A 13,745-nucleotide genomic window follows, 5' to 3' on the forward strand; every position below is an offset into this window, starting at 1 on the left:
GCTGACTTGTGATTTGCCATTATATTCTTCTTTAATTAATCTTTTCTTGTAGTCCGTAGGGGAATCGAACCCCTGTTACCAGGATGAAAACCTGGCGTCCTAACCCCTAGACGAACGGACCATTAATTTTCAATAAAAACACCTTTTCAGGTAACTTTGAAACAGCGCTCTGTTTCTTTTGTAGTCCGTAGGGGAATCGAACCCCTGTTACCAGGATGAAAACCTGGCGTCCTAACCCCTAGACGAACGGACCATTTTTTCTTCAAATGCGGATGCAAAAATACAACTATTTTTCAATGCCGCAAATCTATGCTGAAAAAAATTAAAAATTAATACGCCTTAGCAAAAAGCACCCTTCCCGCTGAAGGTTCTCCCGTGAGCACACAGGTTCCCGCTTCTTCTTCCCTATCAAACGGAATACACCTAATCGTGGCTTTAGTAAGGTCTTTTATTTTATTTTCAGTTTCTGATGTCCCGTCCCAATGCGCAGAAATAAACCCGCCTTTTTCCTTCAATACTTTTTTAAATTCTTCAAATGAATCTACTTTGGTTATATGGTCCTCTCTATAAGCTTTGGCTTTATTAAAAAGATTATCCTGAATTTCAATCATTAACCCTTTCACTTTTCCAACAACTTCTGTTTGCTGAACAAATTCTTTGGTCAAAGTATCTCTTCTAGCAAGCTCCACAGAACCTTTTTCAAGATCTTTAGGACCAATAGCTAATCTCACCGGTACTCCCTGCATTTCGTACTGAGCAAACTTCCAACCGGGTTTCTGGGTATCTCTATCATCATATTTAACGGAAACTCCTGCAGCTTTCAAATCGCCTGCAAGCTTATTGGCAACTTCAGAAATTTGCGCTAACTGTTCTTCTCCCTTATAAATAGGAACAATTACAACCTGAATAGGCGCAAGATTTGGAGGCAAAACCAGACCGTTATCATCACTATGTGTCATTACTAATGCTCCCATTAACCTTGTTGAAACTCCCCAGGAGGTAGCCCAAACATGTTCCAGTTTGCCTTCTTTAGAAGTAAACTTCACATCAAAAGCTTTAGCGAAATTCTGGCCAAGAAAATGCGAAGTTCCGGCCTGAAGGGCTTTTCCATCCTGCATCATCGCTTCGATACAATATGTCTCTTCGGCTCCGGCAAAACGTTCACTTTCTGTTTTACTCCCTTTAATTACAGGCATGGCCATGAAATTCTCGGCAAATTCAGCATACAGATCATTTATAAGCATTGTCTCATCCAGAGCTTCCTGTTTTGTAGCATGGGCAGTATGCCCTTCCTGCCAAAGGAATTCAGCGGTTCTGAGAAATAATCGGGTTCGCATCTCCCATCGCACGACATTGGCCCACTGATTAATTAACAGAGGTAGATCCCGGTAAGACTGTATCCAGTTTTTATAAGTATTCCAAATGATCGCTTCTGAAGTAGGTCTTACTATAAGTTCCTCCTCCAGTTTCGCTTCAGGGTCTACCATAAGTTTGGAAGTATCATCAGGATTGGTTTTTAATCTGTAATGAGTAACTACAGCGCACTCCTTTGCAAAACCTTCTGCATTCTTTTCTTCAGCTTCAAATAAACTCTTCGGTACAAAAAGAGGAAAATAAGCATTTTCATGCCCTGTTTCCTTGAACATCTTATCCAGCTGGGCCTGCATCTTTTCCCAAATAGCATAGCCGTAAGGTTTAATCACCATGCATCCGCGAACTGCAGAGTTCTCAGCGAGATTAGCCTTCACTACCAGCTCGTTATACCATTTCGAATAATCCTCACTACGTGTAACTAAGTTCTTCCCCATTCCAGTAATTTGGCACAAAACTTGCGCTATATTTAACACTTATTAATAAATAGTTAGTCTGTGTGTAACTAACATTTAGCGCAAAACTAACTATTTTTGTAATGTTCAACAATAAAATCTAAGCTAATGATACGCAATCACTACATTCCAAAAAGAGCGGGCATTTTTTTAGCGCCGTTAATCTTATTGCTATTGTTAGCATCTTGTGGTTCCACACAGTATTCCGGCTATGAAGACGGAATCTATGGCGACAGAAGCCAAACCTATCCTTCTTCTGAAACCGAACAATCTCAATATGCTACTCAAGACAATAACGCAGGAAGCTATTATAAAAATCTATTCGCTGAAAAATCTGCATTCTACGGAGAAATGGCAGATAATATGATCTTTACCGATGTGGAGGACTATTCTTCTGCAGACGAGTATGAAGACGAATTATACGAGCAAGACGCCATGGAATACTCCGGCGGATATGCTCCCTGGGGGAACGACCCCGATCAATATACCATTAACATCTATAATAATGGAATGTATGGTGGTTTCTACAACCCTTATCGTTGGGGCTGGGCCGCATCGTACTATCATCGCTGGTATGATCCATTTTTTATAGATCCTTTCTGGGGACCTGGATATTATGGTCCACACTGGGGCTCTCGTTTTGGCTACAGCCCATGGGGCAGCCGAATTGGTTGGGGCTTTGGGTTTGGATCCTACTGGGGTAGTTGGTATGGTATGGGTGGATATTATGGCAACCCATATAATGCATGGACTTATGGTCACCGGTATAACACACGCTACGACGATGTTGCATACAACACAGGAAGAAGAAATTCTTATAGCGACTACACTTCAACCCGAAGAAACGCTTCAGTAGATGCCAGAAGCTCTTATTCCAGAAGTATTAGAAGTATTAGAAATAATGATGTCTCAACCCGCAGACAAGCTACTACCCGAAATGCAAATTCAAGGATTTATAGTAGATCGACCAGAAATTCTGAACCAACCCGTGTTAACACCAATATTTATAACAGGCGCTCAGATTCAAGACCTACTTATAACAGAAGTCGAACTACCAGAAGCAACAATACATACAACAGGTCTTCTAATACTTCCACGCGAAGTAGTGGCGCAGTTAGAAGCTCTTCTTCTTCAACACGAAGCTCCGGAACAACAAGAAGTTCAGGAAGCTCTCGTAGAAGCGGTGGTGGTAGAGGATAATTTTCAGAATTTGAAATAAATCACAACCTTACAGGACCCGTCTTGTAAGGTTTTTTTAAGAAATCATAAGACTAAAAAATATTAGTATGAAAAAGTTAGCCATAGTTTTGATCGCTTTATTAAGTGTTTCTTATGCTCAGGCCCAGAATATAACCGATGCCTATAGATATTCTTCCGAAGATCTTACCGGTACAGCTCGGTTTCGTGCAATGAGTGGTGCTTTTGGAGCGCTTGGAGGCGACATGTCGGCAATTTCAGTCAACCCTGCCGGATCTGCGGTTTTTCTGAACAGTTTTGGGACTGTTACTCTGGATTTCGAAAGTCGCAATAATGATGTGAATTACTTTAATAGCTATACCTCCAATGAAGAATCTGATGTTTACTTCAACCAGGCAGGTGGGGTTTTGGTTTTCGACACTGAAAATAACAGCTCCTGGAGGAAATTCAGTCTTGGAATGAATTACTCAAAGACAAGGAATTTTGATGATAGTTTTATTGCTGCCGGAACCGGAAATAATTCGATAGACCAATACTTTTTAGGTTATGCCGATGGAATCCCGCTGGATCTTCTGCAAACTATGGATGGTGAAACAGTTTCTGAACTTTACACCTATTTAGGCGAAAACGAAGGTTTTGGTGCTCAGCAGGCTATGCTTGGATATCAAGGTTATGTAATTGACCACGACATAGACGATCCTGAAAATACAACCTACAACTCCTTTATCGCCCCAGGAAATTTTAACCAGGAATTTGCGTCTTATGCAACCGGTTTAAACGGGAAATTCACCTTTAACTTCGGTACTCAGTATGAAGATTTTCTTTACCTGGGAGCTAACCTGAACACGCATTTTATAAATTACGATCGCTCTACCCGTTACCTTGAAACCAACAACAATAGTGGCAGTGCGACTAATGAAGTTCGTTTTAATAATAATCTAAGTACCAACGGAAACGGATTCTCATTTCAGCTTGGTGCTATCGGTAAGGCAAATGAAAATGTAAGGATAGGTGCTTCCTATGAATCGCCCACCTGGCTTTCTATTGAAGAACAGACCACTCAGTATCTTGAAACCAACAATAATCAGAACGAACGCGTAACTGTAAATCCAAATGTTTTAAACGTTTATCCTGATTATACTTTGAAGACCCCTTCAAAACTGAATGGTAGTATTGCTGTCCTGTTTGGTGGACAAGGCTTGATTAGTTTTGATTATTCCTATAAAGATTATTCAAATATTGAATTCAGACCAAAGAACGATCCTGATTTCACTTTTCAGAATGAGCAGATTGCGAATAATCTTAAGGCCGCCTCCACTTTTAGATTTGGAGGAGAATACAGAATTCAAAACTGGAGCCTTCGCGGGGGTTACCGCTTCGAGGAAAGCCCATATCAGGACGAAATTACGGTAGGAGATCTTACCGGTTATTCCGCTGGACTTGGCTATAATTTTGGAAGTATTAAATTAGATCTGGCTTATACCAATGCTCAGAGAGATGAAAACCCTCAAATGTTTGATGTTGGTTTAACAGACACTTACAGAGTTAACCGGGACCTTTCAAGTGTGGTTTTGTCCCTCAGTTTCGGACTTTAATAAGAAATAAAAAAATTGATTTTAAAAGCGTCTTCGGGGCGCTTTTATCTTTTTAGGGTGAAATGAGACTTAAAAATATTGGTTTCACCGGTATTTCGATCGAGATATTCCAGGCTAAACCAATAATCATCAGCAGGCAAATTCCTCCCTCTATAGGTACCGTCCCACCCGGCCCCATTTGGGCTTAATTGTTTAAGCAGTTTTCCATAGCGGTCATAGATAAAAAGTTTCAGAACTTCTATATCCTCATCGCCTTCAATTTTCCAGGAATCATTATATCCATCGGAATTTGGAGTGAAAAACCGTGGATAACCAACCAGGTCAAAATCTTCTGACGTAGTAGCTCCGCAACCATTTATTTCTCTGGCGGTAATATTGTGATTCCCGGGCAGAACATTTCTAAAAACATTGCTATCCTGCCAGGGTCCGTCATCTAATTGAAACTCATAAACGGCATTTTCCGAAAAACCTGGGATGGCTTCCGCCGTTACTGTAAAACCTTCTTCGAAATCATTACCCGTAACTTCAATATCAACTTTTTCAGGAGCAGAAAAAACCAATAATTCCGATTCAAAACTTTGGGTACAATTTCCTCTTATATCTGTGATTTCCAGCCTGAGTTCATCAGCATCCGGAATCTCATCCAACATGAGAACAGCCTGTGCAGAAACCTGTTCTTCTCCTAAAAACCATTCGTATTCATAATTCTGACCAAGATCTTCACCAAGTTGAATATCCTCGATAAGGTTGCCCTGAAGGTCAGCACATAAAATTATAGTTTCGGATAAAATATCTTCCGGAATAATATCCACTTCAATACTCACCTTCACAGGTTTGGAATAACACCCACTTTCAGAACTAATCAACGCAAGGATCTCCTGGGTTTCGACTTTAGGATAACCCCCAGGATCGCTAATCGGGTTATCTTCTTCAAGCTGTTCTTCAGATTCAAAATAAATTACTTCCAGCTCCTCAGAAGATGGATTACCGGCGGTAATTTCAGCATTTAATTCAGTAAGGTCTATAGTTTCCTGGCTACCATCACAGATATACAATTCTTCTGGCTCCTTCGCTATAGGTTCAGGATTAAAACCAACAAATACATAATCCTCTATCACTTCGGAAAATCTGTTGGAAACTATGAGTTTGTAAGTTCCTTCTTCCTCTACTTCCAAATAAGCATCGGTTTCCCCTTCAATTTCCTCAAATATTCCATTTTCTTCAACATACCAGGTATATTCATCGGCGAACAAAACGGTACCATCCACAATCACCGAATCACCTTCACAACCATAGATCTCATCTTCCAGGCCACCCTGAAAACAATCAGTGGAGCCTGCCCCGGGTTCCCCGGCGTTTACTTGTTCAAGTTTAATAAAACCTTGCATATTGCTATGGTTTGTTATCAAAACCACATAAATTTCCCCGGCTTGTGTTTCCCCAAGATCCATTCTTTCTACACTGTCAGGTTCGTAGGAACTACCTACTAAATTCTCCTCACTCAACAAATCATAATCGCAAATATCGTCCGCCGGTAAAAATGGCCCCCAGACTGCATAATCAACATCAAGGATTCCACCAGTCCCATCAGCATTTTCAGTTTGAGAAATCAAGAAATCTAACTCACCACTTTCCTGAACCTGAAGAAAATACCAGCTTGGATTTCGCTGGGTGGTGAGATCACCATAAAATGGACCTGTTTCGGCTTCTCTTGGTTGTCCATTTTCATTATATGTATTGGCAAAAACATATTCCTCGCCTCCGGCACAAAAAGGCTCAATATTTGCACAAACCTCGCCCTGAGCCCAAAATGAAGGTAGGCTTAAGAAAAGAAAGATTAACAGAGAAAAAACTGGTTTCATAGCTGCAATAGCAAGATATATAATTTTAGATAATAAGCCCGTATCTTCAGTTTTTAAGAAGAAGTAAAAAACCCATTAAAATTGTATCTTTGCAAGCTGAAACCACCAGTTTCGACTATTATTGTAAAAACGGTATGAAAATAGACAAAATTTTGACTGAAATTGATGAAATGGGGGATGCCCACGCAGGTAGCAGTGCAGAAACTCCGATACGTGAAGATGCTTTTGATCTCAGTAACATTGAGAAAGTTGCCTTAATCAAAGATGATGTAAAAAAGATGATGGAAACCCTGGGATTGGACCTCACCGATGACAGTCTTAAAGGAACTCCACAACGGGTTGCAAAGATGTTCGTGAATGAGATATTTTCCGGACTTGACCCTGCAAACAAGCCTAAAGCTTCCACATTTGAAAATAAGTACAAATATGGAGAGATGTTGGTAGAAAAGAATATTACAGTTTATTCTACCTGCGAACATCACTTACTTCCTATTGTGGGAAAAGCCCACGTAGCTTATATTTCAAAAGGACGAGTTATAGGACTTTCCAAAATGAACCGGATCGTTGATTATTTTGCCAAGCGACCACAGGTTCAGGAACGAATGACAATGCAGATTGTTCAGGAACTGCAAAGAGCTTTAGGCACACCGGATGTTGCCTGTGTTATTGATGCGAAACATCTTTGTGTTAACAGCCGCGGAATAAGAGATATTGAAAGTAGTACCGTAACCAGTGAATTCGGTGGAGCGTTTAAGAACTTAGAGGTGAAACGCGAATTTTTGGACTACATCAAACTAGACACTTCCTTTTCATAATTATTACCATTTAATAACTAGCTACCTATGGCGCTTTTTGATGAACAAAGCTTAAAACTATATAATTCAATGAGTGGGGAGAAAGAAACTTTCACCCCCATAAATGCGGGAAATGTAGGCATGTATGTGTGCGGTCCCACCGTTTATAGCAATGTTCATTTAGGCAATTGCCGCACTTTCATTTCCTTCGACCTTATTTTCAGATATTTGAAGCATTTGGGCTATAAGGTAAGGTATGTTAGAAATATCACTGATGCCGGTCACCTTGAGAATGATGCTGACAGCGGGGAAGATCGTATCGCTAAAAAAGCACGCCTGGAACAAATTGAACCTATGGAAGTAGTACAACGCTATACCATAGATTTTCACAATATCCTGCAGAAATTCAACAACCTGCCGCCAAGTATTGAACCTACTGCGACTGGCCATATCGTTGAACAAATTGAAATTATAAAAGAGATCCTAAAAAAAGGATTTGCATACGAAGCGAACGGCTCGGTTTATTTTGATGTGATGAAATACAATGAAAGTCATCACTACGGAAAACTAAGCGGGCGCTCCCTGGAAGATATGATCGCAAATACCCGCGAACTTGCCGCCCAAAGCGATAAGAAGAATCCCCAGGATTTCGCATTATGGAAAAAGGCAGAACCACAACACATTATGCGTTGGCCATCTCCTTGGAGTGATGGGTTCCCTGGCTGGCACCTGGAATGTACAGCTATGAGCACCAAATATCTCGGGGAAGAATTTGATATTCACGGGGGCGGGATGGACCTGAAATTTCCCCATCACGAGTGTGAAATTGCGCAAGGTGAAGCTTCAACCGGAAAAAACCCGGTGCATTATTGGATGCATGCAAATATGCTCACTCTTAACGGTAAAAAAATGGCCAAAAGCACCGGAAATAATATTCTCCCTGAGGAGATTTTTTCCGGAAATAACGATATCCTCGATAAACCATTTTCTCCCAATGTAACAAGGTTCTTCATCCTTCAGGCACATTATAGAAGTGTGCTTGATTTCTCCAATGAAGCGCTTTCGGCAAGTGAAAAAGGCTTCAACCGTCTTATGGACGCTTACCACCAAATCCAGAAATTACCGGTTGGTAAGTCCTCAACTATTTCTATTAAGGAATGGAAACAATCCTGCTATGATGCAATGAATGACGACTTTAACAGTCCGATTCTTATCGCAAAACTTTTTGATGCTGCGAAATTCATCAACACGGTTAAAGAAGGCAAAGCAGAGATCACTTCCGAAGACAGGGAAATCCTTCACGAAACCATGAAGAACTTCATGTTTGATGTGTTAGGCCTTCTTGAAAAGGCTTCAGAAAATGAGGAAAGCACGCAAAAACAACTTTCAGAAACCATAGAACTTCTGATTAAGCTTCGGGCTGAGGCCAGAGTAAATAAGGATTTTGCTTTGAGTGACCAGATAAGAGATCAATTACAGGCTATAGGCATCCAGCTTAAAGACGGAAAAGAAGGTACAACCTTCAGTATCGAATAGTAAATGCTTAAAAAGATACTCGCATATCCATTTATCCTGTTGGTGAAATTTTATCGGAATTTCATCTCTCCACTTACTCCTGCAACATGCCGCTATAGCCCTACCTGCTCTCAATATTCTCTTACCGCTTTAGAGAGATTCGGGTTATTTAAAGGTGGCTGGCTTAGTATAAAAAGGATTGTTAGCTGCAATCCCTGGGGCGGAAAAGGCTACGACCCGGTTCCGCCAAAAAAGCATACCTAGCAACTTGCAGAAACCTGCAAATATGTATCTTTACTGAACTAACATAAAATTCGCTTCATGTTTTTAAATGCAATTACCTGGAATCCGGCTGAAGGTTTGGATCTGGGATTCTTCACGCTTCATTATTACAGCTTAATGTTCCTTATCGCCTTTGGCCTGGGATGGTATATAATGAAAAGTATCTATACCCGGGAAGGTATTGCTATTGAGAAACTGGATTCCTTATTTATTTACACTGTGATTGCTACCCTAATTGGAGCCAGGTTGGGTCATGTGATCTTCTACGACTGGGATTACTTTCAGGATCATTTACTGGAGATATTCTTACCCGTAAGATTTGAGCCTGAATTTGAATTCACAGGTTTCAGAGGTCTTGCCAGTCATGGCGCAGCTATAGGAATTATCATTGCAATGTATTTATACCGAAAGAAGGTTCTGGACAAACCAGTTCTCTGGATTCTGGACCGTATTGTAATTCCGGTGGCCAGTGGTGGTATTTTTATAAGAATAGGGAATTTCATCAATTCTGAAATAATTGGAAAGCCTACAAACTCAGATTACGGAATTATTTTCGCCAAACTAGGGGAAGACTTTCCAAGGCATCCTGCCCAACTTTACGAATCGGTGTGTTATTTACTTATCTTTATTCTGCTATGGTATTTATACTGGAAAACCGAGAAACGTTTTAAAATGGGATACATCTTTGGTCTATTCCTCGTACTTCTTTGGACGGTAAGGTTCTTTGTAGAATTCGTTAAAGAAGCTCAGGTAGAAGAACGTGCCACCTGGTTATTAAATACAGGCCAGTGGTTGAGTATTCCATTTATAATTGCAGGTTTTTATTTCATGTATCGTCCAACTAAAAATCGAAGCCTATGATTCGCAGAAACCTCTTTTTAAGTCTGGGTTTGGCTTCAGTAGTTCTTTTTTCCTCTTGTAAAGAAGATACTAAGCCCGAAGAAGAAATAATTGAAGAAAGCATTGAATTCACCAAAGAAGGAGAGTTAAGCCTTATCAAACCTGAAGGTGATACCATTAGAAAAATAGATATTGAAATTGCCGATAGTCAATACGAACACGAAACAGGTTTAATGTACCGGGACAGCATGGAAGATTCACAGGGGATGCTGTTTATCTACGATGAAGCGGCACCACGTGCGTTCTATATGAAGAATACCTATATACCTTTGGATATCATTTACTATGCTTCAGACAGCACAGCAGTAAGCTACTATGAGAATGCTGAGCCTATGGATGAAACCTCATTACCTTCAGATGAACCCGCAAAGTTTGTATTGGAATTAAATGCAGGCCTCATCGAAGAATGGAATATTGAAGTTGGAGATAAGATCTACTTTGAAAGAATAGATTAAATCAGAACATATTGTAAGAAATTAATAGCCTTCCTCCCAGGAGGGCTTTTTTATTTGTATTCATGGTAACTCCGCGTCGCCTAAAGCTATTTGCTCCCTAATTATAGTTGATATCTCAACGGCACCGGAAAGTAATTCGGCAATTTATTTCAAAGCACTACAAAGGAAGCATAGTAGAATGCAAGCCATCATCCTTCTTATTTTTGAGCATAAAAAAACCTTCCCATTAAAGAGAAGGTCTTTTTCAGTATTGTTATTTAAGAGAAGCTTAAACCGTGGTTTCAGCTTCTTCTTCAAGTTTCTTTTTCCTCTGAATTTTCACTTTATCGGTAACGCTGTCAAACATAACCGGGGTAGCGATAAACAAAGATGAGTAAGTACCCACAATTACACCTATAATTAAGGCGAACATAAAGCCTCTAATGCCTTCCCCTCCAAATATGAAGATAGCCAGCAATACAATTAAGGTAGTGAGCGAGGTGTTCAGTGTACGGCTTATCGTACTATCCAAAGCCCTGTTAATAGTTCTGTCAAGGTTCCAGGAGGTATGCTCATTAACAAACTCCCTGATCCTGTCAAATACTACCACGGTATCGTTAAGCGAGTAACCTATCACGGTTAATATCGCAGCGATAAATGCCTGGTTGATTTCCATACTAAAAGGCATCACCTTGTAAAGCAGAGAGAAAACACCCAATACAATAATTACATCGTGAGCCACAGCTGCAACCGATCCAATACTGAATTGCCATTTTCTAAACCTCAATAAGATATAAAGGAAAATAACCACCAGGGATCCTAAAATAGCCCAGAAAGAGTCATTCTTAATATCATCGGCGATGGTAGGCCCAACCTTCATAGATTGCATAATTCCAAGTTCACGATCACTTCCTCCTGCTGAAAATTGCTCATAAGAGAGATCTGATGGCAGGTAATCCTGAAGGGCATCATACATGCTTCTGGAGATTTCTTCATCTACTTCAGATCCATCGTCATCAACACGATAGTTGGTTGTGATTTTAAGCTGATTGTTTGGTCCAAAAGTTTTAGCCTCTGCACTTCCAAAAACAGCTATCAGGTCATCCTGAACATCGGTAGGAGAAATATCCTTGTCAAAACGCACCGTGTAAGTTCTACCACCCACAAAGTCAACTCCAAGGTTTAATCCCTGAACAAGTAGTGAACCTAAACTTATAATGATCATTATACCCGAGATCACGTATGCAAGTTTTCTCTTTCCTAACCAATCTACCTTCACATTTCTGAAAAGATTCTTTGTCGCTGCAGTAGAGAAAGGAAGTTCTTTTCCGCTTTTTGCATAACCGTCTATAAACAGACGGGTAATGAATATTGCAGTAAATAAAGAGGTTGCAATACCTATTAATAAGGTAGTAGCAAATCCTTTAATAGGTCCGGTTCCAAGAATCAAAAGAATGAAAGCTGTAAGACCGGTGGTTATATTCGCATCGAGAATAGACGAAAGTGCATTATTGAAACCATCTTTAATGGCATCCTTCTGCATTTTCCCTTTTGCAAGCTCTTCTCTAATCCTTTCAAAAATAAGTACGTTCGCATCCACCGAAATACCAATGGTCAAAACAATACCGGCAATACCAGGCAAGGTAAGGACGGCACCAAGTCCGGCTAAAATTCCGAAGATGAAGAGAATGTTAACTGCAAGGGCTATATCGGCATAAATACCGGCTTTTCCGTAGTAGAAGATCATCCAAAGAAGTACAAAGATAAGCGCTATGGCAAAAGACATAATTCCGCTATCTATAGCTTCCTGACCTAAACTTGGCCCTACGATCTCACTTTGAATAATATCTGCTGAAGCAGGAAGTTTACCTGCTCTAAGAACGTTAGCTAAATCCTGTCCTTCAGTTATTGAGAAATCTCCGGTGATCTCACTTCTACCTCCTGAGATAGGCCCGCTGGAAACTCCGGGAGCAGAATACACTATATTATCCAGTACAATTGCGATCTGGCTCTGGTTATTGGAAGCAAAACCGGTCATTTCTTCCCAGGCTTTAGCTCCTGTACCATCCATTTGCATTGAAACTGCTATTCTTCCAACCTGATCGTAGGTTTGCTGAGCATCGGTAATCACATCTCCGCTTAGAGGGGGAGTCATACTCCTGTTTCCTTTTAAAGCGTATAGACCTACAAGATCTGCATCACCTTCCGGAATTCCCCATACAAATTTAGCATAACGTTGTTCTGCAGGTAAAAGAGATCTTACCTGAGATCTATTAAGATATTCCATAGCTTTAGCTGTATCTCTGGTAGAGAAATAAGCTAAAACAGGGCCTCCCTGAGAGCCTGGTGATTTTATTAGATCGAATAATGGATTATTGCCAGTAGCAACATCTGACGTATCATCTTCGGCTTCAGCAAGTAGTTCATCAAGATCACTGTCTTCTGTGTCAGTGGTATCGGTTTCTGCCTGAGCTTCCTCTTTATCTCCAACTAATTCGATTAAACGATTATTTGCTTCTGCAAGAAAGTTTCCGAATTCATTGCTTTTATATACATGCCAAAACTCTAATTGAGCAGTACTTTGAAGCAGGTTTTGAACCCTGCCTATATCTTTAGCCCCAGGAAGTTCAACAAGAATTCTCCCTGAATTTCCTAAACGCTGAATATTTGGTTGTGTTACTCCAAATTTATCGATACGCTTACGAAGTACTTCAAAGGCTGAAGTAATAGACTCGTCGACTTTTCTTCTTATAACGCTTTCAACTTCATCATTAGACATTTCAGAATTAATCTCCTCACTAAGAGATTTATTAAAGAAAACATCGGGAGAAGCTAGCCTGGCGTCCGGAATATCGTTGTAAGCATCAAAGAACAAATCTATATAATCGTCCTGACTATCGTCCTGAGCTTCATCGGCTTCATCCAAAGCACGGTTGAAGGCTGGATCATTTGTATCGTTAGCAAGACCATGAAGAATGTCCCTCACCGAAATCTGAAGAATTACGTTAATCCCTCCTTTAAGGTCTAAACCTTTATTAAGCTCTTTATCCTTGGCGTCATCATAGGTGATTCCGGCAATAATATCGTTTCCTCCTATAGAGTCCAGATAACGTTTCTCTTCAGCATCTCTTAAAACTGAATAATTATCTACATCTTCACCAATTTTTTGAATGGCAAATTCTTCAGCTTCATTTTCAACTTTATTTGTGATAAACGTAAATGAAAGCTGGTAAATACATACCAGTCCAAATAAAATTGCAAAAACCTTAATCAGTCCTTTGTTCTGCATTATTCCTTAAATTATAATTAAATAGGTCGATTTTAAAAACGGACAAATATA

10 protein-coding genes and 2 tRNA genes are annotated in these 13,745 nt (G+C 40.1%); 7 read left to right on the forward strand and 5 right to left on the reverse strand.

Features of this window, described 5'->3' with window-relative positions; all coding sequences use genetic code 11:
• Positions 1–49: 49 nt before the first annotated feature.
• From ACESK1_RS02095 to proS, 3 genes are all read right to left on the reverse strand, one after another.
• Positions 50–121: transfer RNA gene (locus ACESK1_RS02095), tRNA-Glu, on the reverse strand.
• Positions 122–181: 60 nt separating this feature from the next.
• A tRNA-Glu gene (locus ACESK1_RS02100) sits at positions 182–253 on the reverse strand.
• Positions 254–329: 76 nt separating this feature from the next.
• A complete protein-coding gene (proS, locus tag ACESK1_RS02105) occupies positions 330–1,808 on the reverse strand; it encodes a proline--tRNA ligase (RefSeq protein ID WP_372917434.1) in 1,479 nt (492 codons plus the stop codon).
• Positions 1,809–1,934: 126 nt separating this feature from the next.
• On the opposite strand from proS, the gene ACESK1_RS02110 reads away from it, so the two are divergent.
• Positions 1,935–3,026 (forward strand): hypothetical protein, encoded by a 1,092-nt coding sequence (locus ACESK1_RS02110; protein ID WP_372917436.1) that lies wholly within the window; start codon positions 1,935–1,937, stop codon positions 3,024–3,026.
• Between the two features lie 86 nt (positions 3,027–3,112).
• Positions 3,113–4,618: an OmpP1/FadL family transporter gene (locus tag ACESK1_RS02115; RefSeq protein WP_372917438.1), complete on the forward strand. Its 1,506-nt coding sequence runs from the start codon at positions 3,113–3,115 to the stop codon at positions 4,616–4,618.
• 44 nt (positions 4,619–4,662) lie between these two features.
• On the opposite strand, the gene ACESK1_RS02120 is transcribed toward ACESK1_RS02115, so the two are convergent.
• Positions 4,663–6,480 (reverse strand): T9SS type B sorting domain-containing protein, encoded by a 1,818-nt coding sequence (locus ACESK1_RS02120; protein ID WP_372917440.1) that lies wholly within the window; start codon positions 6,478–6,480, stop codon positions 4,663–4,665.
• Between the two features lie 134 nt (positions 6,481–6,614).
• On the opposite strand from ACESK1_RS02120, the gene folE reads away from it, so the two are divergent.
• The 5 genes from folE to ACESK1_RS02145 are packed head-to-tail and all read left to right on the forward strand — an operon-like array spanning position 6,615 to position 10,426.
• Positions 6,615–7,295: a GTP cyclohydrolase I FolE gene (folE, locus tag ACESK1_RS02125; RefSeq protein WP_372917442.1), complete on the forward strand. Its 681-nt coding sequence runs from the start codon at positions 6,615–6,617 to the stop codon at positions 7,293–7,295.
• 27 nt (positions 7,296–7,322) lie between these two features.
• Complete coding sequence (cysS, locus tag ACESK1_RS02130) at positions 7,323–8,810, forward strand: cysteine--tRNA ligase (RefSeq protein ID WP_372917444.1); 1,488 nt, start codon at positions 7,323–7,325, stop codon at positions 8,808–8,810.
• 3 nt (positions 8,811–8,813) lie between these two features.
• A complete protein-coding gene (gene yidD / locus ACESK1_RS02135; protein ID WP_372917446.1) occupies positions 8,814–9,053 on the forward strand; it encodes a membrane protein insertion efficiency factor YidD in 240 nt (79 codons plus the stop codon).
• 57 nt (positions 9,054–9,110) lie between these two features.
• Positions 9,111–9,932: a prolipoprotein diacylglyceryl transferase gene (gene lgt, locus ACESK1_RS02140; RefSeq protein ID WP_372917448.1), complete on the forward strand. Its 822-nt coding sequence runs from the start codon at positions 9,111–9,113 to the stop codon at positions 9,930–9,932.
• Positions 9,929–10,426 (forward strand): DUF192 domain-containing protein, encoded by a 498-nt coding sequence (locus tag ACESK1_RS02145; protein ID WP_372917449.1) that lies wholly within the window; start codon positions 9,929–9,931, stop codon positions 10,424–10,426. The genes lgt and ACESK1_RS02145 overlap by 4 nt, the downstream gene beginning before the upstream one ends.
• Before the next feature lie 268 nt (positions 10,427–10,694).
• On the opposite strand, the gene secDF is transcribed toward ACESK1_RS02145, so the two are convergent.
• The gene (gene secDF / locus ACESK1_RS02150) at positions 10,695–13,694 is read right to left on the reverse strand and encodes a protein translocase subunit SecDF (RefSeq protein WP_372917451.1); all 3,000 of its coding nucleotides are present in this window, start codon (positions 13,692–13,694) and stop codon (positions 10,695–10,697) included.
• Positions 13,695–13,745 lie beyond the last annotated feature (51 nt).

The sequence above is a fragment of the Salegentibacter sp. genome (genome assembly GCF_041642575.1).
In the GTDB taxonomy this organism is placed as follows: Bacteria; Bacteroidota; Bacteroidia; order Flavobacteriales; family Flavobacteriaceae; genus Salegentibacter.